At 70.0% G+C, this 25,175-nt stretch carries 24 protein-coding genes and 2 pseudogenes; 9 read left to right on the top strand and 17 right to left on the bottom strand.

Annotation, left to right across the window (positions count from 1 at the left end):
- Positions 1 to 94: 94 nt before the first annotated feature.
- The 5 genes from OG819_RS58510 to OG819_RS01270 form a co-directional block, all read right to left on the bottom strand.
- Positions 95 to 178: a putative leader peptide gene (locus tag OG819_RS58510; RefSeq protein WP_310591794.1), complete on the bottom strand. Its 84-nt coding sequence runs from the start codon at positions 176 to 178 to the stop codon at positions 95 to 97.
- A gap of 171 nt (positions 179 to 349) precedes the next feature.
- Positions 350 to 922, bottom strand: a complete 573-nt coding sequence (locus tag OG819_RS01285; protein ID WP_266630023.1) for a GNAT family N-acetyltransferase — start codon at positions 920 to 922, stop codon at positions 350 to 352.
- A gap of 382 nt (positions 923 to 1,304) precedes the next feature.
- Positions 1,305 to 2,684, bottom strand: a complete 1,380-nt coding sequence (locus OG819_RS01280; RefSeq protein WP_266647583.1) for a hypothetical protein — start codon at positions 2,682 to 2,684, stop codon at positions 1,305 to 1,307.
- Positions 2,685 to 2,765: 81 nt separating this feature from the next.
- A complete protein-coding gene (locus OG819_RS01275; protein WP_266647581.1) occupies positions 2,766 to 4,172 on the bottom strand; it encodes a GAF domain-containing protein in 1,407 nt (468 codons plus the stop codon).
- Between the two features lie 344 nt (positions 4,173 to 4,516).
- Positions 4,517 to 6,151 (bottom strand): acyl-CoA dehydrogenase family protein, encoded by a 1,635-nt coding sequence (locus tag OG819_RS01270; RefSeq protein WP_266630028.1) that lies wholly within the window; start codon positions 6,149 to 6,151, stop codon positions 4,517 to 4,519.
- 17 nt (positions 6,152 to 6,168) lie between these two features.
- Between OG819_RS01270 and OG819_RS01265 the strand changes: the two genes are divergently transcribed.
- Positions 6,169 to 7,335, top strand: a complete 1,167-nt coding sequence (locus OG819_RS01265) for a YihY/virulence factor BrkB family protein (protein WP_266630030.1) — start codon at positions 6,169 to 6,171, stop codon at positions 7,333 to 7,335.
- A 381-nt stretch (positions 7,336 to 7,716) separates the two neighbouring features.
- A complete protein-coding gene (locus OG819_RS01260; protein ID WP_266647580.1) occupies positions 7,717 to 8,403 on the top strand; it encodes a helix-turn-helix transcriptional regulator in 687 nt (228 codons plus the stop codon).
- Here OG819_RS01260 and OG819_RS01255 read toward each other — a convergent pair.
- The 4 genes from OG819_RS01255 to OG819_RS01240 form a co-directional block, all read right to left on the bottom strand.
- Positions 8,386 to 8,790: a VOC family protein gene (locus OG819_RS01255; RefSeq protein ID WP_266647578.1), complete on the bottom strand. Its 405-nt coding sequence runs from the start codon at positions 8,788 to 8,790 to the stop codon at positions 8,386 to 8,388. The genes OG819_RS01260 and OG819_RS01255 overlap by 18 nt on opposite strands.
- Positions 8,791 to 9,184: 394 nt before the next feature.
- Positions 9,185 to 9,400 carry a hypothetical protein gene (locus OG819_RS01250; RefSeq protein ID WP_266647577.1) on the bottom strand — a complete coding sequence of 72 codons (216 nt, stop codon included), beginning with the start codon at positions 9,398 to 9,400 and terminating at the stop codon, positions 9,185 to 9,187.
- A complete protein-coding gene (locus OG819_RS01245) occupies positions 9,397 to 9,636 on the bottom strand; it encodes a hypothetical protein (RefSeq protein WP_266647575.1) in 240 nt (79 codons plus the stop codon). Before OG819_RS01245 ends, OG819_RS01250 begins: the two co-directional genes overlap by 4 nt.
- A complete protein-coding gene (locus OG819_RS01240; RefSeq protein WP_266647573.1) occupies positions 9,636 to 9,836 on the bottom strand; it encodes a hypothetical protein in 201 nt (66 codons plus the stop codon). The genes OG819_RS01245 and OG819_RS01240 overlap by 1 nt, the downstream gene beginning before the upstream one ends.
- A gap of 173 nt (positions 9,837 to 10,009) precedes the next feature.
- Here OG819_RS01240 and OG819_RS01235 point away from each other — a divergent pair, with 173 nt between their 5' ends.
- Positions 10,010 to 10,765: a DUF6879 family protein gene (locus OG819_RS01235; RefSeq protein ID WP_266647572.1), complete on the top strand. Its 756-nt coding sequence runs from the start codon at positions 10,010 to 10,012 to the stop codon at positions 10,763 to 10,765.
- Between the two features lie 15 nt (positions 10,766 to 10,780).
- On the top strand, positions 10,781 to 11,632 hold the full coding sequence (locus OG819_RS01230; RefSeq protein ID WP_266647570.1) for a helix-turn-helix transcriptional regulator: 852 nt from the start codon (positions 10,781 to 10,783) through the stop codon (positions 11,630 to 11,632).
- Position 11,633: 1 nt separating this feature from the next.
- Here OG819_RS01230 and OG819_RS01225 read toward each other — a convergent pair whose 3' ends face one another.
- A complete protein-coding gene (locus OG819_RS01225; RefSeq protein ID WP_266647569.1) occupies positions 11,634 to 12,221 on the bottom strand; it encodes a hypothetical protein in 588 nt (195 codons plus the stop codon).
- A gap of 162 nt (positions 12,222 to 12,383) precedes the next feature.
- On the opposite strand from OG819_RS01225, the pseudogene OG819_RS01220 reads away from it, so the two are divergent.
- The 5 genes and pseudogenes from OG819_RS01220 to OG819_RS01200 all read left to right on the top strand — a co-directional run.
- Positions 12,384 to 13,012: pseudogene (locus tag OG819_RS01220) on the top strand (DUF6879 family protein); the annotation flags it as partial.
- A gap of 12 nt (positions 13,013 to 13,024) precedes the next feature.
- Complete coding sequence (locus OG819_RS01215; protein ID WP_266647568.1) at positions 13,025 to 13,747, top strand: Scr1 family TA system antitoxin-like transcriptional regulator; 723 nt, start codon at positions 13,025 to 13,027, stop codon at positions 13,745 to 13,747.
- Positions 13,748 to 13,829: 82 nt separating this feature from the next.
- On the top strand, positions 13,830 to 15,059 hold the full coding sequence (locus OG819_RS01210) for a transposase (protein WP_266647566.1): 1,230 nt from the start codon (positions 13,830 to 13,832) through the stop codon (positions 15,057 to 15,059).
- Positions 15,060 to 15,093: 34 nt separating this feature from the next.
- Positions 15,094 to 15,405 (top strand): annotated as a pseudogene (locus tag OG819_RS01205) (Scr1 family TA system antitoxin-like transcriptional regulator); the annotation flags it as partial.
- A gap of 71 nt (positions 15,406 to 15,476) precedes the next feature.
- Positions 15,477 to 16,130: a ThuA domain-containing protein gene (locus OG819_RS01200; protein ID WP_266647565.1), complete on the top strand. Its 654-nt coding sequence runs from the start codon at positions 15,477 to 15,479 to the stop codon at positions 16,128 to 16,130.
- Here the strand turns inward: OG819_RS01200 and OG819_RS01195 are convergent.
- From OG819_RS01195 to OG819_RS01165, 7 genes are all read right to left on the bottom strand, one after another.
- Positions 16,127 to 17,173 (bottom strand): LacI family DNA-binding transcriptional regulator, encoded by a 1,047-nt coding sequence (locus OG819_RS01195; RefSeq protein WP_266647564.1) that lies wholly within the window; start codon positions 17,171 to 17,173, stop codon positions 16,127 to 16,129. The genes OG819_RS01200 and OG819_RS01195 overlap by 4 nt on opposite strands.
- A 191-nt stretch (positions 17,174 to 17,364) precedes the next feature.
- Positions 17,365 to 18,972, bottom strand: a complete 1,608-nt coding sequence (locus tag OG819_RS01190; RefSeq protein ID WP_266647563.1) for a glycoside hydrolase family 43 protein — start codon at positions 18,970 to 18,972, stop codon at positions 17,365 to 17,367.
- Entirely contained in the window at positions 18,969 to 19,892 is a 924-nt protein-coding gene (locus OG819_RS01185; protein WP_266647561.1) for a carbohydrate ABC transporter permease, read from the bottom strand. The genes OG819_RS01190 and OG819_RS01185 overlap by 4 nt, the downstream gene beginning before the upstream one ends.
- A gap of 2 nt (positions 19,893 to 19,894) precedes the next feature.
- On the bottom strand, positions 19,895 to 20,779 hold the full coding sequence (locus OG819_RS01180) for a carbohydrate ABC transporter permease (RefSeq protein WP_266647559.1): 885 nt from the start codon (positions 20,777 to 20,779) through the stop codon (positions 19,895 to 19,897).
- Positions 20,780 to 20,790: 11 nt separating this feature from the next.
- Positions 20,791 to 22,122 carry an extracellular solute-binding protein gene (locus tag OG819_RS01175; protein WP_266647557.1) on the bottom strand — a complete coding sequence of 444 codons (1,332 nt, stop codon included), beginning with the start codon at positions 22,120 to 22,122 and terminating at the stop codon, positions 20,791 to 20,793.
- Positions 22,123 to 22,500: 378 nt separating this feature from the next.
- On the bottom strand, positions 22,501 to 23,589 hold the full coding sequence (locus tag OG819_RS01170) for a LacI family DNA-binding transcriptional regulator (RefSeq protein WP_266647555.1): 1,089 nt from the start codon (positions 23,587 to 23,589) through the stop codon (positions 22,501 to 22,503).
- Between the two features lie 123 nt (positions 23,590 to 23,712).
- Positions 23,713 to 24,726, bottom strand: a complete 1,014-nt coding sequence (locus OG819_RS01165; RefSeq protein ID WP_266647554.1) for a hydroxyacid dehydrogenase — start codon at positions 24,724 to 24,726, stop codon at positions 23,713 to 23,715.
- Between the last annotated feature and the right edge of the window lie 449 nt (positions 24,727 to 25,175).

The following is a 25,175-nucleotide window of genomic DNA, read 5'->3' as shown; positions in this document are numbered from 1 at the left end:
GGCTCTCATCTGCGCATATGGGCGCATACGGAAGTACGCGCGCGTCATTGCGCAGAGGGAGGCAAAAGGGAGAATGTCGGCTGGGCCGGGGCTGTCAGCGCGCCGGACAGATGGCGCTGGACATGCGGCCGAGGTCGACGTGCCGCCGACTCACCAAGGCAATTCCAGTTCCAGACATGACGGAAGCGTGTCACGGGGATCTCGGACCAGTCCACCATCATCCATCATGTGGACACCCGTGTCCTGAATGGTGAGACGATGGTGTTGTCGGTCACACGGCTGGGCAGAAATGGAGATCCGGCCGCCCGGCGACCGTCCGATGACGGGCCGAGGGCCGGCCCGCGGCAGGTCAGACCGCTCGTGCGCCCGGCCAGGGCCCGGGTATGGCGACCTCCGGCTCCTCCTCCACCTTGGTGTCGAAGAGCTTGAAGCCGCGGCGCAGGTAGTTGTCCATCGCGTGCTCCCCGTCCTTGCTGCATGTATGCAGCCAGACACGCTTCGTCTCGGCCCGCCCGGGCCAGCGCTCGGCCAGGTCCCAGGCGCGTGCGACGCCGTACGAGAGCAGGTGCCCGCCGATGCGGCGGCCCCGGAAGGCGGGGATCAGCCCGAAGTACGCGACCTCCACGACGCCGTCGTCCTGCGGGTCCAGCTCGACATAGCCCGCGGGCGTCCCCCGGTCGTAGGCGACCCAGGTCTCCCCGCCAGGCCGCTCCAGGACCTCTCGCCACTGCGCGTACGTCCAGCTCAGCCGGTCGGTCCAGCGGATGTCTCCGCCTACGGAGGCGTACAGGAAGCGGCTGAACTCGGGGGAGGGGACTTCGGAGCGCACGATCCGGACGTCCCCGTCGGGCGCGATCGCGGGGAGCAGGTCGCTCGGTGCGGTCTGCTCCAGGGACCAGGTGGTCACAGTGACGTTGCTCATGAGGGCCAGGGAACCACGGGCTCCCGCCCCGCTCCAAAGCGGGGCCGGAGCCCCGGGGTGTGTTCTTCGGCTGCGGGTGGGTGGGGGCCGTTCGCGCAGTTCCCCGCGCCCCTGTGGCGGGGGCTTCGCCCCCGCATCCCCCGCCCGCCCGATTCGTTTGGCTGACGGCCGGTGGGGGCTGGTCGCGCAGTTCCCCGCGCCCCTAAGGGGCGCTGCGCGCATCTTCAGCCCGTCCGGCGTTTGAGGACGAGGCCGTTCAGGCCGATGCGGGGGTCTGGGGGCGGAGCCCCCAGGTAGGGATGGGACGGGTAGGGACGGGTAGGGGCGGCGGGGGCGGCGGGGGCGGCGGGGGCGGCGGGGGCGGAGAACCCCCGGGACTCTCCTAGCCCAGGGACTTGTCCACCGCCGTCAACGGGACCGCATACAGGACCCGCTCCGGCACCGTGTCGGGGTCCGCACCGGTGAGGGTCCACAGTTCGCCGGTGTCCTGCCAGTAGGACAGGGACGCGGTGTGCTGGCCCCAGCAGGCGTAGGACTGGTCCCCCGTGCACTGGACCGCCTCGGCACCGCTGCCGCTCTGACGCCACAGCGTGCCGTGCCGGCCGCCGCTGGCGGGGGCGTGGCCGACGTACCAGTCGGCCTTGCGCGCCCCGGCCGGCGTGTACGAGAGGACGCCCGAGAGCCCGGCGGCCTTGGTCGTGTAGGCCTCGCGCGCGTCGACACGCCCCAGGGAGTCGCCGCCGAGCAGCCCCGCCCGGCCGGCGGCGGTGCTGTACGAGTACCGCCAGATCCGGGTGCGCTCCGTGCCGTCGGCCGGCGCCGCCTCCGTGGCGACCAGGCTGTCCGGTGTCGAGGTGCGGTCCAGCGACAGGGATCCGAAACAGGGGTTCGCCCGGGCCTCGCCCGAGCCGCACGTGCCGCCCGCCGGGCTGTAGGAGCCGACGGCAGGCAGCACGTACTGGTAGCCGTCCGCGGAGTAGCCGCCGCGCACCTTGCCGACGGCTCCGCTGTTCACGCCTGCCTTGAGGAGGTGGTGCAGGTCGAAGACGAGCAGGGAGTCGTCCTGCCCCGCGCCGTTCTGCGCGGTGACGATCAGCTTGCCCTGGTACCAGACCATGCCGCTCATCCGCGAGCGGACCGCGCCGAAGTCCTTGCCCCCGTCGCGCGGGGCGACCAGCAGCACCCAGCGGTATCTGAGGGCCGCCGGGTCGGTGGCGTCGATGAAGGCGATCCGGGCCAGGCCCCGGTCCGTGGCTGAGGCCCCTGTGCCCTCGTCGTTGTGATTCCAGCCCGCCAGGATGACCCGCTGGTCGCCCCACTGGCCGTCGTCGTCGGCGTCACCGGAGGTGGTGACGGAGGCGGGCGCCCACTGCTGGGTCCCCGCGTCGTCCGCGGCCCAGCAGTAGGCGCGCGTGGCGACCGGTTCGAGCGGCAGCGCGGCCTGCTCGGTCCCGGAGCAGTCGGCCTCGTCGCGCATCGTGTGGTCGGCGCTCGCCAGCACGCCGGAGACCCCGACGTTCCCGCCCATGTTCCGGCTGAGCGTGGTGAGGGTGTCCGCGGCGACCAGGTTCTCGTGCAGCTGGAGCCTGCCGGTCTCGGAGGCCGAGGTGAGCGGGGTCAGTGCGCCCGGACTGTTGCTGCCGGTGGCCTGGGAGGTGCTGATCAGCGTGGCGGCCGCGGTGAGCGCGAGGGCGGTTCCGGCCAGTGTGGCGCGCAGCGCCTGTCCCCTTCGCCTACGACGGTGCCTGCCGCGGTGCTTCATGCGTCCTCCCGAGGAAGGCCAACTGCCCCTCATGATCAGAACGTTGACGGAGAGACGGGTGGGGTGGCCTGTGAGGGGATGCTACGTCAGAGAGCCACGTGCCTGGTCAAAGACCCCGGAAGACGGTCCCGAAATACGCTCCTTGCCTCTCGCAAGGGGCATATTCGGCCGGTCGGGTGACGCGTCCGGCTCCGGTGCGGTACAAGGGGCCCCGGGTTCGCGCGCCCTGCGTACCGCGGGCGCCGTCGAGTGGGGGAGCAGGTTCCGGAAGTCCTCCGGGAGGACCAACTCGACCTCCGCGTCCTCGCAGAAACGATACGGCCGGTGTTCCAGAAAAGCCCCGAGATACCGCCGTACGCGCGACATCTCGGCCCGCACCGTCACCGTACGGCCGGGATCGTCGAACAGGTCGTCGGCGAGCCCGGAGGCGCTGCGCCCGGCGGGGCGGACGGCCAGAAGGTAGAGCAACTCGGCATGCCGTGGGCTCAGTCCGTGACACCAGGAGCCCGCTTCGGACGAGACGGTCACCGAGGAGCGCCGCGGGTGCGCCAGGTCCAGGACGATGCGCGCGGCCCGCCTGGGCTCCGGCTCGTCGGCGGCCCGGACCAGCCAGCCGCCGGGCAGCGGCTCCACCACGCACAGCCCGAGGGCCGGCAGCCAACTCCGCCCGGGAGCGATCGCCTTGGGCAGCGCGAGCCGTCCGGTGTACGGCATTCCGGTGACCGCGGCCGTCCAGCCGTCCTGGTCCACGGCGAGGGCGCGCCCGCCGAGCCGGGCGAGCACCGGCGCCGCCACCGCGCGCAGACCCTCCAACGAAGCCAGGTGCCGCTCGCGCAGCCGCGCCTCGGCGAGCTTGGCCACCGAGCCGACCAGGGCGAGCGTCGCCGGGTGCAGGGTGTCCAGCGGCCCGCTCACGTCCACGACGCCGATCAGACTGCCGTCGCGCGGGTCGGTGATGGGAGCGCCGGTGCAGGTCCACGAGTGGTGGGTGCGCACGAAGTGCTCGGCGGAGAAGACCTGGACGGGGCGCCGGGCGACCAGCGGGGTGCCCACACCGTTCGTACCGACCACGCCCTCGCGCCAGTCCGCCCCGAGTTCGAAGCCGAACCCGTCGGCCTTGCGCAGTACGGACGCGCTGCCCTCCCGCCAGAGCACCCGGCCCTCCGCGTCCGCGATCACCATGATGTGGTGCGCGACGTCCGCGACCGAGAGCAGACCCTCGCGCAGCACCGGCAGGACATGCCGCAGCTGTGAGGTCTGGCGCCGCCGCTCGACCTCGTCGCGGACCAGCAGCCCGGCCCGGAAGTCGTGGTCGGGGTCGACTCCGCCGCGCAGCATGCGCTCCCAGGACTGCTCGATCACCGGGCGTGGCGCGAGGCGGCCGGGCTGCCCGGCGAGCGCGGCGTCGCGCACATCGCTCAGTACGCGGGCCGCCTGGGCGGCGTCCAGGGCGGCGAGCCGCGTCACGTCGATCGGCGAGTGCGCCACTGGATCCTCCCCATCCGCCCCGGACGGCCCCGCTCCTCGGCGGACAACCGATCGCTCGGCCCTTTTCGGCCATGGCGCCACGGGTCCCCCGGCCGGTACTGACAGCGGCTCTCATTGACCGTTGTTCTCATAGTGCCGCCCGGCGCCGACGGAGGGACACAGTCCGGCCACAGAAGCCTGAAAAGTTGCAACCCCCTGCAACCCTGGCGAACAGCCGTACGGGGTCGGAAACTTGAGCAACGCCGCCCGTGCGGCGTTCGCGCTCCTCACAACGGGGCCGGAGAGCGGGGGTGGTGCCGTGTCGGCGCAGCACCACCCCCGCGCCACCCGGTGTGGGGACCGGCTCAGGAAACCGGTCGGGCCCGTTCGACCACCGTGGCCAGATCCAGACTGTGCGGCAGGGTGCCGAAGGCCGAGCCCCAGTCGCCGCCCAGCCGTGAGGCACAGAACGCGTCGGCGACCTCCGGGGGCGCGTACTGAACGAGCAGCGACCCCTGCAGCACCAGCGCGACACGCTCCGCGAGCCTGCGCCCGCGGCCCTCGATACCGTCCAGGTCGGCGAGCTCGCCCAGCAGGTTCTTGATCGCGCCGTCCAGCCGGTGGTCGGCGCCACGGGCCCGGCCGACCTCCTTCAGGAACGCGTTCAGCGCCTGCGGCTCCCGCTGGATCGCCCGCAGCAGGTCGAGGGCCTGCACATTGCCCGCGCCCTCCCAGATGGAGTTGAGCGGCGACTCGCGCAGCAGCCGCGGCATGCCGGACTCCTCCACGTACCCGTTGCCGCCCAGACACTCCAGCGCCTCCACCGCCACCGGGGTGCAGCGCTTGGTCACCCAGTACTTCGCGGCCGGCACCGCGAGCCGCAGGAACGCCCGCTCGTCCTCGCCGCCGTCGTCGTACGCCGCCGCGAGGCGCATCGCCAGCGTCGTCGCCGCCTCCGACTCCAGCGCCAGGTCCGCCAGCACGTTGCGCATCAGCGGCTTGTCGATCAGCCTGCCGCCGAAGGCCTCCCGGTAGGTGCAGTGGTGCACGGCCTGCGCGACGGCCTGCCGCATGACGGCGGCGGCGCCGAGCACACAGTCCAGCCGGGTCACCGCGACCATCTCGATGATGGTGCGCACCCCGCGCCCCTCGTCCCCGACCCGGCGCGCCCAGGTCCCGTCGAACTCGACCTCGCTCGACGCGTTCGACTTGTTGCCGAGCTTGTCCTTGAGCCGCTGGATGCGGAACACGTTGCGGGTCCCGTCCTCCAGTACCCGCGGCACCAGGAAGCAGGTCAGCCCGCCCGGGGCCTGCGCCAGCACCAGGAACCCGTCCGACATCGGTGCCGAACAGAACCATTTGTGCCCGGTCAGCTCATACGTCCCGTCCTCGGCGAGCGGCCGTGCCTCGGTCCTGTTCGCCCGTACGTCACTGCCGCCCTGCTTCTCCGTCATGCCCATCCCGAAGAGCACACCGGCCTTCTGGGAGGCGGGCCGCAGCCCCTGGTCGTAGACGGTGGACGTGAGCAGCGGCTCCCAGAGGGCGGCGAGCTCCGGGTCGGTGCGCAGGGCGGGCACCGCCGCGTGGGTCATCGACAGCGGGCAGCCGTGGCCCGCCTCGGCCTGCGACCACACGACGAAGCCGGCCGCGCGCCTGAGGTGACCGCCGGGACGGCTCCAGGCCGCCGTCAGCCCGGCCGAGACGCCCTTGCCGAGCAGTCGGTGCCAGGCGGGATGGAACTCGACCTCGTCGACGCGGTTGCCGTAGCGGTCATGGGTGCGCAGCTTCGGCGGGTTCTCGTTGGCCAGCACCCCCCACTCCTGCACCTGCGCGGAGCCCGTCGTACGTCCGAGCAGGGACAGCTCCTCGCGCGCCTCGTCGAGAAGCCCTGGATCCAGATGCCGCTCGAGCGCCTCCGTGAGGGCGCGATCAGCGGCAAAGACGTCATATCCGACCAGGGGCGGAGCCTGGTTGGTCACGGTGTGGGTGCTGGCTGCCATACGGATACGGTAAGGACGTGCACCAGGCAAAAGAAACACCCGAACGGCCTTCCTCGGGCCGCTTCCACCGCGCTCGCGCGCTGTACAGGAACGTGTCGAAGCGCAGGACCGCCTGGCTGCTGCTCAAGGACACCGTCAACTCCTGCATGGAGTACCGGATCCTGGGGCTGGCGGCCGAGGCCGCCTTCTTCACGCTCCTGTCCGTGCCGCCCCTGCTGCTGAGCCTCATCGGACTGCTCGGCTACGTGGACGACTGGACCGGCGCGCACTCGATCGCGAGCCTGGAGTCCAACATTCTGGAGGCCTCCCGCACGGTTCTCACCGACAAGGGCGTCCACCAGATCGCCGAACCGATCCTTCACGACGTGATGAAGGGCGGCCGGCCGGACATCATCTCCATCGGCTTCCTCTTCGCCCTGTGGTCGGGCTCGCGTGCGGTGAACGTCTTCGTCGACACCATCACCGTGATGTACGGCCTCGACGGCACCCGGGGGATCGTGGCGACCCGCGTGATGTCGTTCCTGCTGTTCATCGTGGCGCTGCTGATCGGCTCGATCGCGCTGCCGCTGATGGTCGCGGGCCCGGACGCGGTGGTGCAGATCGTGCCGTGGTCGGCGACGCTCGTACAGGTCCTGTACTGGCCTGTCGTCATCGTGCTCTCGGTCGTCTTCCTGACCACGCTGTACCACGTGTCGGTGCCGGTCCGCTCACCCTGGGTCGAGGACGTGCCGGGCGCCCTGGTCGCCCTCGCCATGTGGGTCGTCGGCAGCTTCCTCCTCCGTATCTACCTGACCAGTACGGTCGAGGGCCCGACGATCTACGGCTCACTGGCCGCCCCCGTGGCCGTCCTCCTGTGGATCGGTGTGTCCGCGTTCGCCGTCCTCGTCGGCGCCGCGGTCAACGCCGCCATCGACCGGGTCTGGCCGGCCGCCGCCACGGCCGCGGCCCGCGCCGCGAACGAGCGCCTGCGCCAGGAGCAGGCCGCCGAGTACGTCGCCCGCGCCGCCGCCTCCCGCGCCGACGACCCCGACCCCGACGACCCGGACATGCCCTCCGAGTTCCCGGAACGCTGGTCCCGCTTCCTCCCCCCGGAGGACGTGACCTCCCGCCTGCGCACCCACGTGAAGAGCACCCACCACCCCCGCAAGCACAACGACGACGACCACCACGGCGCGCAGGAGTAGGACGACCGTCAGGGGCGCGGGGAACTGCGCGCCCAGCCCCCACCGACCGGCAGTCGAAGATCCTTCCCCAGGGGCCCCGGGAGCGCAGCTCTGGTCTCTTTCCCGGCTGCCGCCGCGCGCCGGAGCCCCCCATCAGCGGCCCTTCGGTGATGTTCTGTGCGAACCGTGCGGGCCGTGCGATCGTCCAGGACGCGCCCGAGCCCCCAGCGCCTCCTCGGCCGGCCGGGCCGGCTCCTGGCCCCGCGAGGACAGCAGCGCCGGCCGCCGAGCCCGACCACCTCCCATGCCAGGGCGCCGACCGCCTCGGCGGCGGCCGGGGAGCTGACGTCCGTGGGGTCAGCCCGCAGGGGCACCGGACGCGGGCGGCGTAGGCTGGCGTGCGTGTACGTGGAGCGGGCGTCCCGGTTGACGGGCGCCGTTGTGTGGTCCCGCGGAACGTCCGGGTCCACGGCGGGGGCCGTCCTCCCCGACGGCTGCGTGGACCTGCTTTGGCACGAGGGGCGACTGCTCGTCGCCGGGCCCGACACCCACGCGTACGTTCCCGAGGACGCGGCCGGACACTGGGCGGGCGTCCGCTTCTACCCCGGCACGGGGCCGACGTTCCTCGGCGTGCCCGCCCACGAGCTTCGCGACCTGCGCGTCGACCTGGCGGACCTGTGGCCCGCCTCGGAGGTACGACGCCTCACCGCGCGTGTCGCCGCGGCCGCCGACCCGGTGACCGCGCTGGAGCGGGTGGCACTGGACCGGGCGGCCGCTACCGATCCCCCCGATCCGCTGCTGCGGGAGGTCGTCACGGCCCTGGACGCGGGCCGGTCGATCGCGGCGACGGCCGGCCGACTCGGCCTGAGCGCACGCCAGTTGCACCGCCGCTCGCTGACCGCCTTCGGCTACGGCCCCAAGACCCTCGCCCGTGTCCTGCGCCTGCAACGGGCGCTCGCCCTCGCACGTACCGGGCTCCCCTTCGCGGAGACGGCGACCCGCGCCGGCTTCGCCGACCAGGCTCATCTGGCCCGGGACGTGAGGGAGCTGGCGGGCATGCCGCTGCGAGAACTACTCGGGCGCGGGTAGCGGCGCGAACAGGTCGACGCCATTGCCGTCCGGGTCGTGCACGACTGCGTACCGCATCCCCCAGAAGGCGTCCCACGGCTTGAGCTCGCCGTGGTACCCGACGCCGACCAGATCCTCGTAGGCGGAGTCGACCTCCGCCGGACTGTCACAGCCGAAGGCGAGCGACACCCGGCCGCCCCCGTCGGCCGGCGGTCGCCACCCCGAGTGGAAAGACCGGATCGTCTCCTCGGTGTCGACCGCCAGCCGGATCCCGCCGGGCAGTTCGGCCTCGACGTGCGGCTGGTCCTCGGAGCCCTCGGGGAAGACGAGCCCGAGGCGGCGGTAGAAAGCGAGGGTGGCGGCCATGTCGGTGACGACGAGGCCGATCACATCGAATCGTGGGGTCATGGCGTCACGGTAGACAAGGCCCTGGCGGCCGGTCTTGAAGGAATCGGACGTTGGTGCCTCTGAGCGGCAGCAGTCGACAGCGATCGATGGGCCGGATCGATACGTGAAGCCTGCATGCATCTATGAGGTGTGTGAGAAGCTCTCCGGCCGATCGCAACCGAGTACCGCAGCGACTCGCCCGCTACCGGGCGCACCGCAGAAGCTTGGGCGGTTCCCGATAGGGGTGCCCACACCTCTTCCGGGCGCACCGCTCTGGCTCCCATCCGGTTCCGGGTGGCCATCGCCGCCTGAGCCCACGGACGGCCCTCCCGCCGCACACAGACGCCCCGCCGGTACTCGCGCCCGGCGGGGCGTCTCTATGTCCAGGGAGAGCGACGGAGACCCCACGACGGGCCTACGCCGTGGCCGGGGGCGACTCCGGGGTGCCCACCAGCACCTCGTCACCCGCGCGGAATCGGTCGGTGCCGCCCTCCTCCCAGGCGACGACCACGAACAGGCCGCCCATCGTGCCGATGTCGGTCTTGGTGGTCTTCACTGTGCGCCACTGTCCCTCGTAGCCGATGTGGTCACCAGGCCCGAGGAGGGCAGCCACCTTGGTTGGCGTCGTCACGACTGCGCTTCAACGGGCCGGATGCGGGCGAGCGGAACGTCCCACTCGATCCCGCCACCTTGCGGCCGCACGTAGGCGGTTCGGCTGAGGAGCTTGCCCGACTCCTTGATGCCCTCCTCGATCACGCCGACGAGTTCGCCGGTCCGGTCGTGCATCGTGTCCTCGACGAGCGTCCCTGCCGGGTACGGCAGGTCGCCGTGGCTGAGCATCGTCGGTGGCTTCTCCGTCGTTCCCATCACTCTCGGCCCCCTCGCTGAAGCGCTTCGGCCAGGCGAGCGGCCACGTCGGCATGCACACGCCCCAGCTCAACGAGCTTCATCTGAGGGGATGCAGGGTGGACCCTCAGGGAGGGGAAGACGATCCCAACCTCGGTCAGTGCTGCTCTCAGGGACTCGGCAGCCGCGTACGGGTCGACGTCCAGTTTCTTCGTAGGCATGAACGGGACGCTAGGGAGGAGGAGTTAGGACGCGCGATGGTATTTTCTCGATTTTTCTCGTGCCCTCTCTTGCTTGGCCCGGTTTTTCTCACGAAGGTGGTGGAACCCCATGGCCCGGGGCGTGCAACCTGGTGATGCTGGGGTGATCGGCTTCCGGCGAAAGGACTCTGATCATGGCTCGACGACTGCGCTTCAACGGCACGGGCAGCGGTGAAGGTAGCTGCCCCGCAGTGCACGAGGATCTCGACACGGGCGAGGTCATCGTGCACGGGCCGCGTCTCACCGACCCTGACACCCTCGCCCAGCTTCAGCACATCGACGAGGACGAGATCCCGATCGTGATGCCGCGCAACACGCTGATCGACTTCGGGCCGAAGGACCGCGACACCGAACCCCGCATCTTCAACCCCGTGCAGTTCGACGGGCTGTTCGAGAACTTCCAGCACAGCGCGTGGCACCTGGAGATGCGCAAGCGCTACGCGGTCGACGAAGCGACCGACACCTACGCGCAGTTCGCCCGTGGCGAGGCTCCCACCTGGGATCTCGACACGCCATGGAGCCAAGGCATCCGCGCGAAGACCGATGATGGTGTCAGCGTCGGGCGGGTCCGGATCGTCGACAACCCGCCGACCGAAGGTCAGCTCTACCTGCTGGCGCACGCCGAGAAGAACGCAGCCCTGGGCGAGGACGTCCGCAACATGTGGCGCGAGGACGCGAAGCGCGTCAACCTGCCTGACGAGGACTTCTGGATCTTCGACTCACACATCGTCGCCGTGTGCATCTTCGACGATGATGACAACCTCACGGGTGCCGAGCTGATCACGGAACCGGCAGCCGTCAATCAGTACAACCGGCTGCGGGACGTCGCGCAGCACTACGGCGTTCCGTTCAAGCAGTTCGCGGCCGCGCTCGCCGCGAAGGAGGCGTAAAGCAGGTGTGTGCCGGTGAGCACGGACTATCAGCAGGCCCGCGAAGCACTCGGGGTGCGGCTCCGGGAACTTCGGCTAGCCGCCCCTGACGGTCGGCTCACCGGCACTGCCCTCGCCCGCAAACTCGACTGGCCCAACTCGAAGGTCTCCAAGCTGGAGTTGGGCAAGCAGACGGCCACCCCGGAAGACCTGGAACAGTGGGCAGCGGCGTGCGGTCAGCCCGCGTCGTACGAGGAACTGCGGGCCAGGCTTGCGGGGTTCGAGTCGCACATCCGCTCGTGGCGCAGGCAACTCGTCGGCGGACACAAGCCCGTGCAGGACGTCCACAACGAGGCGCAGGCCAATTCGAAGGTGCTGCGCGCTTGGGAGTCGTCATGGGTCATGGGCGTCCTCCAGACCCCCGACTACGCACGCGCCGTGCTCACCCGCTCCGCCGAACTGCACAGGTCTCCACGGGACATTGAGGAAGCCGTGCGGGCTCGCATGAGGCGTCAAGAGCTTCTGTACAGCGGCGGCAGGCGGTACCACGTCATCTTGTGGGAGCCGGTCTTGCGTTCGCTGGTCTGCCCGCCCTCGGTGCTCACCGCCCAACTCGACCGGCTCACGGGCGTTATCGGCATGGACACCGTGGAGCTTGGCATTGTGCCGCTCACCGCGTCCCTGAAGGTTCCGCCCGGCTTGGGGTTCTGGATCTACGACGACCGCCAAGTCGTCACCGAGGCGTGGCACGCTGAGATGTGGCTCGACGATGACGACAGCGTCGCCCTCTACCTGCGGACCTGGAAGACCCTCCGCGAGTCAGCCGTGTACGGCGCCGACGCCCACAACGTCATCAACGCGGCGCGACGCGCGCTGAACCCGCGTTGACCTACCGGGGGAGTTCCGGGTTCGGTGGGTTCACGCGATTGGTGACCGGCTCGAAGATGGCCGTCGCGCGCATCACCCTGACCAACTCGTCGTAGGCCTCGTCGGCCTTGGACGCGAGCTTCTCGACGTTCGGCCACCGCTTGGTCGTCTCGCGTACGGCCTCGGCGCGCTCCTTCTCCTCCTCGTGGCCTGGCCCGGTGCGCTTGTTCCACTTCTGCCAATCGACGAAATCCACCAGCCAGTCGCGCCAGGCTTCAAATGCTGTCCGGTGCGCGGCCTGAATCGCGGGTGACCCGTACAGCTCAAGGTTCGCCATGATCTTGGACACGTCGGCTTCATCGAAAACCGACTTCAGCGCGAGGAACACGTCGGTCTCTGGCCCCGGGTTGCGCATCACCTCGTTCCTCTTCAAGGCGACTACTCGCTCGTGCCTGAGGGACTCCTCAATGACCGCGACCTGACGTTCCCACAGCTTGTGCTTGCGCTCGCGCTTCAGGGTCGCCTTCTGAACCACCACGGCGATCAGCGCTGTTGAGAGTGACCCGAACCCCGCTCCGAGGAGCGTGGCCATCACGGGCGTGATTTCCATGGCCGAAGAGCATACGGCCTGGGACGGTATCTCCGGGGCCTCGTGCTGGCGGATACGGCCGGACGCCCCGGGTGGGTACGAGAGGCCGCCGGAGACCCCACGGGAGGCCGCCGCTGGGTATGTCCGCACCGCAGGCCGCGCCGGGGGAGGGCCGGGCGCCACATCGCGCGGCTCCGGCACTTCGGGCAGGATGAGGCCGCCGTGGTCGTGCCGCGCGAACTGCTCGTGAACTGGGGACCGAAGGAGATGGAGCGGGTGCCCGAACTGGTCGACCGGGAAACCTTCCGGCGGCTCTTCGAGACCTTCGAACACACCGCCTGGCGTCTGGAGACGCGACGCGGCTATGCGTCGGACCGGCAGGACCCCGACTATCAGGCGTTCCTGGCCACCGGATCCTCCACCTGGGATCCCAACGAACCCTGGTTCATCAACATCCGCCGCCAGACGGACGCCAGCAAGCAGGTCGGCCGCGTACGCATCGCCGACAACCCGCCCACCACGGAACAGCTGTTCTGCTCGACTACGCCCGGCACAACGCGGCCGTCGGCGAGGACATCCGCTACCTGTGGCGCCAGGATGCGGACCGGGCCGGTCTGCCCGCCGAGGACTTCTGGATCTTCGACTCGCGCCTCGTCGCCCTGCTGCACTTCGACGATGACGACAACCTGCTCAACATCGAACTGATCACGGAGCCCGCGGGGGTCGTGCGGTACTCCATCGTGCGCGACGCGGCCATGCACCACGCCGTGTCGTACGACCAGTTCGCCGCGCAGGTGGCCACGACCGAGTAGCGCGCGCGACCGGTGAGTACTGACTACCAGCGGGCACGAGCGGCGTTGGGGACGCGGCTCCGTGAACTCCGCTTCTCGTGCCCTGGCGGCCGGCTCACCGGTCGGCAACTCGCGCAGCGGCTCGGCTGGCCGGGCTCCAAGGTCAGCAAGCTGGAGACCGCCAAACAGACGGCAACCCCCGAGGACCTCCGGGCATGGGCTGAAGCGAACGAGCGGCCGGATTTGTATCCCGAACTCGCCGCCCGTCTCGCCGGATTCGAGTCCCAGATCAGGTCGTGGCGTCGCGCCCTGGCGAACGGCTTCAAGCCACTGCACGGGGGCTTGAGCAAGGAGATCGAGCGCACCTCGGAGTTATGGGTGTGGGAAGAGTCAGTAGTCGCCGGTCTGATGCAGACCCCCGAGTACGCACGCCACGTCATCCAGCGCTATTCGGAGCTGCTCGGCCCGGCCAACGACATCGAGGACGCCGTGCGCGCCCGGGTGCAGCGCCAGGAGTGGCTGTACCGGTCGGGTCGCAAGCTTCACGTGCTGATGTGGGAGGCCGCGTTGCGTTCACCTGGTGACCGGAGGGTGCCCCGCCTTCAGGCCGGGGAGGAATCCGGCTTCCCGTGTGGCGGGGCAGGAGGAGCCGGATCGCCGCCGGGCGATCCGGTGTCCGCCCGGGGAGCGGCGAGGGTGGCCTCCAGGAGGTGGAGGGTCTCGGAGTTGAGGGACTGCCGATCCGCAGTGGCCTGAGCGGTCACCCGTTCGGTCACCCGTTCGTGTAGGGCTGCCGGGATCCGGAGTGAGAAACGAACCATGACGCTACGTTGGCGGCATGAAGACGCCAAGTGAAGCCGACGAGGCCGGGCGTGCCCGGTACACGTACCGGCTGCGCGTGTCGTCCGCTGCCCGCACCGCCCTGGAAGCCGAGTGGAACCGGTGCCGGTGGGTGTGGAACGAGTGCGTCGCCAAGTCCAGGGCCGCGCACACCCGCAACCAGCACCGGCCCGAGGGCGAGGACAAGCAGACGTGCGGTCCGGCACAGCTCGACAAAATGCTGACCGAGGCCCGCACCCGCACTCCGTGGCTGCGAAAGGGCTCGTCGGTGCCGCAGCAGCAGATCATCCGGGATTTCGGGAAGTCCCGCGCCAAGGCGCAGAAGGACATCAAGGACCGGCTTGCGACGCGGCAGCGGGCCGGGATGCCCAAGTGGAAGAAGAAGCGCGACGCCGACCCGAGTCTGAACTACACCAAGCGCGGCTTCCGGCTGAAAGACGGTCTCCTGCACCTCGCGGGCAACATCGTGCTGACGGTCGTGTGGTCCCGCGACCTGCCCGCCGATCCCTCCTCGGCGCGGGTGTACCGGGACAGCGTCGGCCACTGGTACGCCTCGTTCGTCGTCCCTGCCGAGATCCAGCCGTTGCCCAGGACGGGTGCGGTGATCGGTGTCGACTGGGGCGTGAAGGAGACCGCCACCACCACGAGTGATGCCCATGACCTGCCCCATGCCGAGCACGGCCGTAAAGCCCAGGCGAAACTGTCGCGGTACGACCGGATGATGGCCCGCCGCAGACCCGCCAGGGGGCAGCCGGGCTCGAAGGGCTACCGCGAGGCGGGGAAGCTGCGCGCGAAGGCGTACAAGAAGGCCGTCCGGCAGCGGCGGGACACTGCCCGCAAGTGGGCCAAGAAGGTCGTCCGCGACCATGACGCGATCGCGGTGGAGGATTTCCGTCCGAAGTTCCTCGCCAAAACCTCGATGGCGCGCAAGGCGGCGGACGCCGCAATCGGCGCCACCAAGAAGGTCCTGATCGAGATGGGCCGCAAGCACGGGCGGGACGTCCGCCTTGTGCATCCCGCGCACACCACCATGGACTGCGCATCGTGCGGAGCGAGAACCAAGCACGCACTGCCGCTGTCGGAACGTACCTACACCTGCACCGCGTGCCAAGCCGTGTCCCCCAGGGACAAGAACTCAGCCCGCGTGATGCTCGTCCGGGCTGGTCTCAACCCGGCTGGTGCCGAAGGCGCAAGACCTCCCGGAGCGCTGCTCCGGGCGGCGGCCTGAGCCAGGAATCCCCCTCGCTCACGAGGGGGAGGATTCAATGATCTGCCCTCCCTCGGTACTCGGCGCACAGCTCGACCGGCTGACCGGCATGATCGGTATGGACACGGTCGAGTTGGGCATCATCCCGTTCACCGCCTCTGTGAAGATCGTGCCCGCCAACGGCTTCTGGGTCCTCGATGACCGCCTCGTTGTTGCGGAGGACTGGCACGCCGAACTGTGGCTGGACGACGCCGATAACGTCGCCCTGTACAAGAAGGTTTGGAAGACTCTCCGGGAGTCCGCGGTATACGGAGCCGACGCCCACAACGTCGTCAACGCGGCGCGGCGTGCGCTCAACCCGCGTTGAAGCGAGCTGACGCGCGTCCTGACCTCCCGCCTCGTTGGGGCTCACCCCACCGCGGAAATAGACTCGGTCCCATGACCACCCGCGTTCTCGTCTACACCCGTACCACCGCCTACCGGCACGACTCCATCCCGGACGCCGTCACCGCCGTACGGTCGCTGGGCGCGGCACACGGGTTCGCCGTCGACGCCACCGAGGACCCCGGCGCCTTCGAGACGCCCCTCGACCCGTACGCGGCGGTCGTCTTCCTCTCTACCAGCGGGGACGTGCTGACCCCGCGGGGGCGGACCCGGCTCGCGGCGTACGTCGAGGGCGGCGGAGGGTTCGTCGGAGTGCACGCCGCCGCCTGCACCGAGTACGACTGGCCGTACTACGGCGAACTGCTCGGCGCGCGCTTCGACCGGCATCCGGAGTACCAGCCGGGCAAGGCCCTCGTCGAGGACCACGGGCATCCGGCGACCGAACACCTCCCACCCGTCTGGGAGTTCACGGACGAGTGGTACGACTTCCGCGTCAGCCCGCGCGGTGCGGTCCGCGTTCTCGCCTCCGCCGACGAATCCTCCTACGAGGGCGGGGGCATGGGGCAGGACCATCCCCTCGTGTGGTGCCGGGAACAGGGCGCGGGCAGGGTCTTCTACACCGCGCTCGGGCACGCCTCCCAGGCGTACGAGGACCCCGGCTTCCGCGCGCACCTGCTCGGCGGCATCACGTGGGCAGCCGGTTTCTAGGCCCTCGGTACCGGGCCCGTACTCGCCCGTTCCACCAGACGCGTCGACAGTTCCGTACGTGTGCCCTCCGGCTGGTCGCCCGCCATCATGCGCACCAGCAGGCGCAGCGCCGTCGCCGCCATCTCGGAGAGCGGCTGGCGGACGGTGGTGAGGGCCGGGGTGGCCCAGCGGGACTCGGGAAGGTCGTCGAAGCCCACCACGCTGATGTCGTCCGGGACCCTCAACTTGCTTTCGGACAGGGCCTGGTAGGCCCCTAAGGCCATCTTGTCGGAGCAGACGAAGACGGCGGTGGGCGGTTCAGTCAGGTCGAGGAGTTCCCGCATGCGGCGATGGGCGCCGGTCTCGCTGAAGCCGCCGTGCCGGACGTACTCGGGGCGATGCCTGACCCCGGCCGAGGCGAGGGCCGAGCGGTAGCCGGCGATCCGGGCGTTGCCGCACATCCTGCGGCGGTGACCACCGATGACTGCTATGCGCTCGTGGCCGAGGGAGAGGAGGTGCTCCGTGGCCAGCACCCCGCCCTGCCAGTTGGCCGCGCCCACCGACACCACGCCGGGCGGTGGTTCGAGGACCGGGTCGATCATCACGAACGGGATGCGGTGCCGCTCGAGCCAGGCGTACTGGGACGGGGTGAGCTCGGCCAGGTTGAACAGCACGCCCGCCGAGCCGCGCGCGGTGAGCTTGTCCAGCCAGCCCCGCTCCGGGCGCCCGCCCCCGGTCCGGGTCAGGCCGGCCGAGACCACCGCCTCGAGGCCCGCGTCGTGCGCCGCGCCCTCCACCCCGTGCAGCACCGCCCCCGACCAGGAGCTCTCCAGCGAGTGCACCACGAGGTCGACCAGCCCCGGAGGCTTTGTCACCTCGAAGCGGGGTCTGCGGACGTAGCCGAGGCGGTCGAGGGCCTCGGTGACGCGGCGACGGGTCTCCGGGGCCACGTCCTCCCGGCCGTTGACGACCTTCGACGCTGTGGGCACCGACACCCCGGCCGCGCGGGCGACGACCGCCAGGGTGGGTCCGACCGCCGTGCTCACGCTCCCGGTAGGGGCCATCGAGAAACCGCCTCTCCGGCCCGCCCGAGGGCCGTCGAAAGTTTCGCGTCGCGCTGCTCACGCAAGGAGAACCGAGTGACGCATGGTAAGCGCTTCCTACAGTAAGCCCACCTTCGTACGGGCGTGAAGAGGCGGGTATTCGCAGGATCACGCTGGTCAAAACTTTCGAAACATCGAACGCCGACGGGAGGTCACCGGGGAGTGCAGGTGAGCCGGAAGCCGGTGAAGTCGGCGGTGAAGGCGGCGTCGACGAGGTCGTGGGCGCGGATACCGGCGAACGCGCCGGTGAAACGCAGCCGGGATCCGTAGTCGTCGGACAGGCGGCTGAAGTCGAGCGGCGGCCCGATCGGCGTGCGCTCCCCGTCTCGCAGGTACCAGAACTGCGCGTCGGCGCCGTCGACGGTCACGCCCAGGGTGACCGGAGCACCCGTGTCGATGTCGGCGACCGCGACCTGCCGGGCGCCCTCCTCGTCGCGTTCCAGCAGACTGAGCACCGTGCGGCCGGCGCCCTGCCACTGCTGGCCGCGCTGTGGCTCGCCCTCGGGTTCGGCCCAGGTCAGATCGAGCGTGAGATACGACGCGGTGTCGTACCACAGCAGCAGGCTCGCGGCCTGGGTGAAGGTGCGCGGCGCGGCCTCGACCGTGACCTCGGCCTCCGCGTGGTGCTCCGTGATCCGCTGGGCGAGCAGGCTCTGCGCCCATCGGGACTCCGGGCCCTGACGGCCGCGCAATCGGATCCAGCCGGGGCGGCCGCTGGTGTCGGCCCAGGAGGGATCCGGGTATGTGCGCAGGGTGCTCCACGGCCAGGACAGCGCGTCGGTCCCGGGCCCGGCAGCCGGGGGCCGCGGACCGGGGCGAGCGGGTACGTCGACCTCGACCGCCGGGTGCCGGCCGCCCTGGCGCAGCCGGGGCCAGCCGTCCGCGTCCCAGGTCACGGCCTGGATCGCGGTCTCGCGGCCGAGGGTGCAACGGGGTCCGTCCGGGGTCCGCAGCGGGCGGGCCGCCAGATGGCTCATGAACCACTCGCCGTCCGGCGTCTCGACCAGTTCCGCGTGCCCGGCCTTCTGCAACGGCGCTTCAGGGGCGTCCCGGGTCGTCAGCAGGGCCCGGCCGTCGAGCTCGTACGGGCCGGTGATGGTCCGGCTGCGCGCCACCCGCACGCCGTGCTCGAATCCCGTGCCGCCCTCCGCGAGCACGAGAAGGTACCAGCCGTCGCGCCGCAGCAACTTGGGGCCCTCGATGAGCCGTTCGTGCTGGAGCAGCAGGCGTGTGTCGCCGAGCGGGGCGAGGGTGTCGCGGTCGAGTTCGCTCAGCACGATCCCCGCGAAGCGCTCGCCGCCGGGACGGTGGTCGCTCTGCATGTTGAGCAGCCACAGCCGTCCCTCGTCGTGGAAGAGCGCGGGGTCGAAGCCATGGCTGCCGACACGGCGCGGGGCGGTCCACTCCCCGGCCACGTCGGTGGCGGTGGTGACGTAGGTGTCCAGGTCGAAGTAGGCGGTGCCCACCGAGCGCACGATCGAGTAGACGACCCAGAACCGCTCGCCGTCCCAGCTCAGCGACGGCGCCCAGATGCCGCCCGAGTCGGGAACCCCCGCCAGCGAGTTCCCCGGGACCGCGCCCCGCACATGTCCCGCGTACTCCCAGTGCGCCAGGTCGCGGGACCGGTGGAGGGGGATGGTGGGGAACCACTCGAACGAGCTGGTGGCCACGTAGTACCACTCGCCGGCCCGGATCAGCGAGGGGTCCGGGGCGAAGCCACGGATGACGGGGTTGCGCGCCACGGCCCGGGGCGCTGTCATTTGAGGGCTCCCAGGGTGACGCCGGTGCGCCAGTAGCGGCGCATCGCGACCATCATGATCGCCATCGGCACGATGGACAGCAGCGCGCCGGTCAGGACGAGGCTCGTCAGGTCGATGCCGGACTCCAGCCGTTTGCCGGTCCAGTTGTACAGGCCGATGTTGAGGGTCCAGTTCTTCTCGCCGCGCAGCACGGTCAGCGGGAGGAAGAACGCGTTCCAGGTGTTGACGAAGGCGAGCAGGAACACGGTGGCGCCGCCTGTCGTCATCATCCGCAGCACGATGCTGAAGAAGATCCGCAGCTCTCCGGCACCGTCGAGGCGGGCCGCCTCCAGGAGTTCGAAGGGGATCGTGGCCTCGGCATAGACCTTGGCCAGGTACACGCTGAACGGGTTGATCAGACAGGGGATGAGCATGGCCCACGGGGTGTCGACCAGCCCGATCTGCGAGAACAGCAGGTACAGGGGGAGGGTCAGCAGGGCGAGCGGGATCAGAAAGGATCCCACGACGCACGCGAACACCACGCCCCGCCCCGGGAACTCGAAGCGGGCCAGGCCGTATCCGGTGGCGAGGGCGATCAGGGTGCCGCCGAGGGAGCCGACTCCCGCGTACAGGAAGGAGTTGGCGGTCCAGCGCAGGAAGATGCCGTCCTCGTAGGTGAACAGCTGGTGCAGGTTGTCCCACAGGTGCAGGCCGGAGAACCACAGGCCGTTGCTCTGGTACAGCCCGGTCCGGTCCTTGGTGGCGGCGACGATCAGCCACCACACCGGGAAGAGGCTGTAGGCGCTGGCCAGGATCAGACCGACCAGGAGGAAGCGCTGGCCACCCCGCCCGCGGGAGGCGCCGTCGGGGCGGGTGAGCCGCCGGACGGGACGGGCGGGGGGCCGCTCGGTGGTGGGTTCGCTCCGGTGTTGCGTCAGCATCGTCAGTCGACCTCCTTCGAAGTGAACCGGTAGAAGAGGAAGGAGGCGACGCCGAGGATGAGGGCGAGCAGCACCGACAGGGCCGCGGCGTAGTGGTAGTTGCCGGCGTTGAACGCCTGGTTGTAGATGATCATGATCGGGGTGAAGCTGTCGTCGACCGTCTGCGGTGTGACGTTCCGGAACAGCGCGGGCTCGTTGAAGATCTGCAGCATCTGGATGATGGACAGCAGGCCGGTCAGCACCAGGGCTCCGCGCACGTACGGGATCTTGATGCTGCGCGCGATGCGCGCCTCGGAGGCGCCGTCGAGGCGCGCGGCCTCGAACAGGTCGCGGGGCACGCCCTGGAGCGCCGAGTAGATGATCACCATGTTGTAGCCGATGCCGTGCCAGGTGAGCAGGTTGCCGATGGACGGCCAGACCATCGAGGGCGCGAAGAAGTTCCAGTGGAACCCGAAGAGGTCGCCCAGCGATGTCAGCGGGCCCACAGTGGGGCTGTAGAGGTTGACCCACACGATGGCGGCGACCACACCGGGGATCATGTACGGGACCAGCAGCAGGATCCGGAACCTGCCCGCCGCCCGTGCGGTGAGCGCGTCCAGCAACAGGGCCAGCAGCAGGCTGAGGGCGAGCATCACCGGGATCTGGACGCAGGCGAACAGGAACACCCGCAGGACGGAGTTCATGAACGCCGAATCGGTCAGGCCGTGCCGGTAGTTGTCCAGGCCGACGAACTTCTGCGTCGTGCCACCGAGGCCGAGTCCGGACTGCTGTTCCAGGAACAGGGACTGGTAGACGGCGTAGCCGATCGGGACGAGGTACAGGAAGACGAAGCCGAGCTGGAAGGGCACCGTGAAGGCGGCACCCTTCCAGCGCTGGGAGCGGATCATGCGGGGAGCCTTTAGTTCTTGACGCTGATGCCGCGGGACTTGAGGTCGCCCACCGTCCACTCCTGCATGTGGGCCAGCAGGTCGGTGACCTTCTGGTCCTTGTTGACGACCTTGGCCCAGCCGCTCTGCATCTCCGTGAACATCGCGGTCCAGTCCGGGCCGAAGGTCCAGTCGCCGGTGACCGTGTTCAGGCTGTCCGTCACGACCTTCTTGCCCGGCTCGTAGTTGCCCCCGAGCAGCTTGTCGGAGATGGCCTCGCCGACGTACGAGTCGCCGTCGGCCAGCGCGGGCATGACGCCGTTGCCGGTGGCCGGGCTCGCCATGGTCTTGACCGCACCGGTGTCGGTGGACATCCACAGAGCCGCCCGGGCCGCCTGCTCCTGGTTCTCGCACTGCTTGGTGACCAGGGTCAGTCCGCCGCTCTGGTTGGTTCCGGCCGGGGTCTTGGCCGCCTCACCCTTGAAGGTCGGCCATGGGGACAGGGCCCACTTCCCGTTGGACTGCGTGAAGTTCTGGACCATGCCGGCCATCTGCCAGGTGGAGATCTGCCGGGTCGCCGTGCCGCCCTTGTCGTAGTTGCGCTGCACGGCCGCGTAGTCGGCGAAGGAGAGCTTGGAGTTCAGGTCGTTGTCGATGATCTCCTGGATCGTCCGCGCGGCCTTGAGGGAGCCCGCGTCCTGGAAGTTCACCTTCCACGCGTCGCCGTCGATGCCGTACCAGTGCGCCCCGGCCTGCATCGCGAGCACCTCGAGCGTGCTCGGGTCCTCACCGGCGTAGTTGGTGAGCTTGATTCCGTGCTTCTTCAGCACCTTCCCGGCGGCTATGAAGTCGTCCCAGGTCGCTGGCGCCTTCAGGCCGTACTTCTGGAAGATGTCGGTGCGGTAGATGGTGAAGGCGGGCGCCGAGCTGGTGGGAACGCCGTAGACCTTGCCCTGCACCTGGGCACCGGACCAGGCGCCGGTGTTGAACTTGTCCTTGTCGGCCTCGACGTACTTGGTGATGTCGGCGAGGGCGCCCTGCGAAACCCATGTGGTCACGTACTCCACGGTGTTCTGCACGAGACAGGGGGCGTTACCGGCCTTGACGGCGTTGGTCAGCTGCTTCTGCATGGTCAACTGGTCGGTGACCTTCGTGTACTTGAGCTTGATGTCCCTGTGGCTCGCGTTGAAGGCCTTGGCGACGGCTTCCTGGCCGTTGGCCCAGCCCCAGAAGGGGAGGGTGACCGGACCGGAGGAGGACGAGTCCTTGGAACCGGATCCACCGCACGCGGTGAGCAGGCCGGTCAGCGCGAGACCCGCGACGGCGGCGTGGACGACTCTTCTGCGGGGGCTGATGGAGTTCATCTGACCGTGATCCTTCGGGAGGTTGGCGTTCTCAGAACGAGAGGACGGAGGCTCCGTGTCGGCCGGGAAACGGCGGCCGGAAAACCGTCGGGTCGGCTCGCTTTGCGGGGTCGGGCCAAGCGGAAGCGGTAGTAAACGGTTGCTGTGGACCGTAGGCCGCGTAGGAAGCCCCTAGCAAGAGGTCTGCCGAAATTTGTTACGCCGGGTTGTCCGTGAGGTGATGCGTAGCGCCGCCGTGCGCCCCGACACGAGCAGGAAAGTGCGCAGGTCAGAGGCGCTTCGGTGATGGCCGCGCGGCCTTCTGCCCGCGCGGAGCACGCTCTTGACGAGCCGCGAAAACGTGGTGAAAACGCTTACGTAACGCGGCTGCAAAACACGCTAGGACCGCTGGGCGGGTGGCTGGACGGAGTGCCGTACGACGACATGCGTACCCAGCACCAAGTGCTCGCCGTCGCCGCCCTTGCGACGGCCGGCGCCGCCCTCTCGCCGGTCGGCCACCGCGCGCAGTGCGACGCGGCCCATCTCCTCGTACGGGACGTGCACGGTCGTCAGTTGCGGAGTGAGTTGCGAGGCCAGGGGGATGTCGTCGTAGCCGACGATCGAGACGTCCTCGGGCACTCTCCTCCCGGCCGTGCGAAGGGCCTGCATGGCACCGGCGGCGACCACGTCGGTCCCCGCGAGCACGGCCGTGAAGTCGAGCCCCCGCCGCAGACTTTCCTCGACGGCGTCGTACCCGTGCTCGTAGCTGTACGCACCGTGCAGCACCAGGTCCGGATCGAAGGGCACGCCGTACGCCTCGAAGGCCCGCCGCGCGCCCTTCAACCGTCCCTGTGCCGTGGTGAGTTCGGCTGGGCCCGGCAATACCAGGACGCGGCGATGGCCCGCGGACAGGAGGTGGCTGGCCATGGCGTAGGCGCCGCCCTCGTTGTCGTAGTCGACCGTCGTGGCCGGTACGTCGCCCTCCAGCGGCGGCCTGCCGACCAGCACGAGATGCGAGCCCGCCGCGTCGAGGGAGCGTGCGAACCGGGCCATTCTCAGCTGGTACTCGTCGAAGTCGTACGCCCCGCCGAGCAGGATCACCGCGGCGACGCCCTGCTGGCGCATGAGGTTCACCAGCGCGAGTTCCCGCTCCGGGTCGTCCCCCGTGGTGCCGACCAGCGAGAGCCAGCCCCGCAGCGAGGCGGCACCCTCGACTCCCTTGGCCACGTGCGCGAACGCGGCCCCCGTGATGTTGTTGATGAGGATGGCCACCGTCGGCGTGCCGCCGCCGGCGAGGGAGCGGGCGTGGGCGTTGGTGACGTAGTCCAGGTCCCGTACGACCTTCATCACGCGTCGGCGCAGTTCGCCCGAGACCGGGTAGTTGCCGGACAGGACGCGCGAGACGCTGGCGACCGAGACGCCCGCCTGCTCCGCCACGTCCCGGATGGTGGCCCGGCCGGCGTCGCTCGATGCCTTGCGCTGACTCACCGTAGCGGCTCCTTCGCCCTAGCGACTGCTTGACCGGACGTGCCGGGGGGGACGCCCCTGCCGGTGCCGAAACCGTATCCCATGGTTTCTTCGAGACAGGGCGGGTCGTCGGCGGTGCGGGACTCAGGCGACACGGGTCAGATCCGCGTGACGTACCTCATGGGTCGGCGGCAGGCCCTCCGCCAGGCGTTCCAGCTCCTCGACGACGATGCCGCCGAGGCGTGCCAGCTCGTTGCCGAGCGAGCCGGCGATGTGCGGGGTGAGGAAGACGTTGGGCAGGCCGTACAACGGGGATCCGGCGGGCAGCGGCTCGGGTTCGGTGACGTCCAGCACGGCACTCAACCGACCGGAGAGCAACTCGTCGGTGAGCGCGGCGGGGTCCACCAGGGCTCCGCGGGAGGTGTTGATCAGTACGCCGCCGTCCCTGATGAGCGCGAGGCGGTCGCGGTCGAGCATGCGGTGGGTCTCGGGGATGTCCGGGGCGTGCAGGCTGACGATGTCGCTGGTGCTCAACAGGTCCTCCAGGGACAGCGGTTCGGCCCCGAGCGCGGCCGCTTCCGTGGCGCCCACATAGGGGTCGTACAGCGAGACGGCGAGGTCGAACGGCCGTAGCAGTTCCAGCAGCCGGCGGCCCACGCGTGAGGCGCCGATGATCCCCACCCGCCGGCCGAGATTGCCCGTGCCGGCGGTCTCGGCGGGGGAGGGGTAGGCATGGGTGCCGCGGAAGCGCTCGCGGTGCGCGAAAGTGTCCTTTCCGCAGAGAAGGATCATGGCGAGGGTGTACTCCGCGACCGGTAGCGCGTTACTGGTCACCGCGCTGGCGACGGTCACTCCGCCCTGCCACAGGGCCTCGCCGACCAGCGACCGGACGGAGCCCGCGGCGTGCAGGACGGTGCGCAGCCGGGGTGCCGCGGCCAGGACCTCCGCGTCGAGGTGGGGGCAGCCCCACCCGGTGATCAGTACCTCGGCCCGGGACAACGCGTCCGCCACCGCCGGATCGGCGAAGTCCCGCACGACGAGCACGGGGTCGAGGTCGGCCGCCTGCTGGAGACGTGCCAGCAGTGGCGGAGGGAAGAGCAGAGGCAGGTGCACCGGATCCATGGCGAACACGGCCCTCGGCAGCTGGGCGCTGGGCATGACTCTCCTCAGGCGCTGGGGGAAACATTTTCAGAAAACGTCTTCTACCGTAGATCTGGCAGGAAGTGCGGGTCAATCGTGCGGCACGGAGAGCCGCGTGCGGAGGGCTGCGGAGCTGTCCGGCTGTATGCGCCCATGTCATGGCAGGGCGCAGCGGCACGTCGGGGAATCGCGCGGATTTGGCGTGGTCCTGCTTGTGCCGCTGGCGCGCTCCCTGACTCGGCTCTGGATCGTAAACGGTTACTTGGCAGGCGTGCAGGGGTACAGGGGCGCGGCTGCGGCTTCCGTCAGGCGGCCCTCCCTTTCGTTCCAGGCCCTGCGGTTGGGCGTGGCAGCGGGGGCGCTGAAACAACCGGTTTCTGACATGGTCGTCGAGAGAACCGTCAGCCTCCTCGTCGACCGTGGTGATCGGGCTGCGCCCCACCGGCTCGCCGGCTGTCGTCGAGACC

Source organism: Streptomyces sp. NBC_01549 (genome assembly GCF_026339955.1).
In the GTDB taxonomy this organism is placed as follows: Bacteria; Actinomycetota; Actinomycetes; order Streptomycetales; family Streptomycetaceae; genus Streptomyces.
The sequence above is the reverse complement of the archived record's forward strand: the minus strand, read 5'-3'. Positions and strand labels throughout refer to the sequence as shown.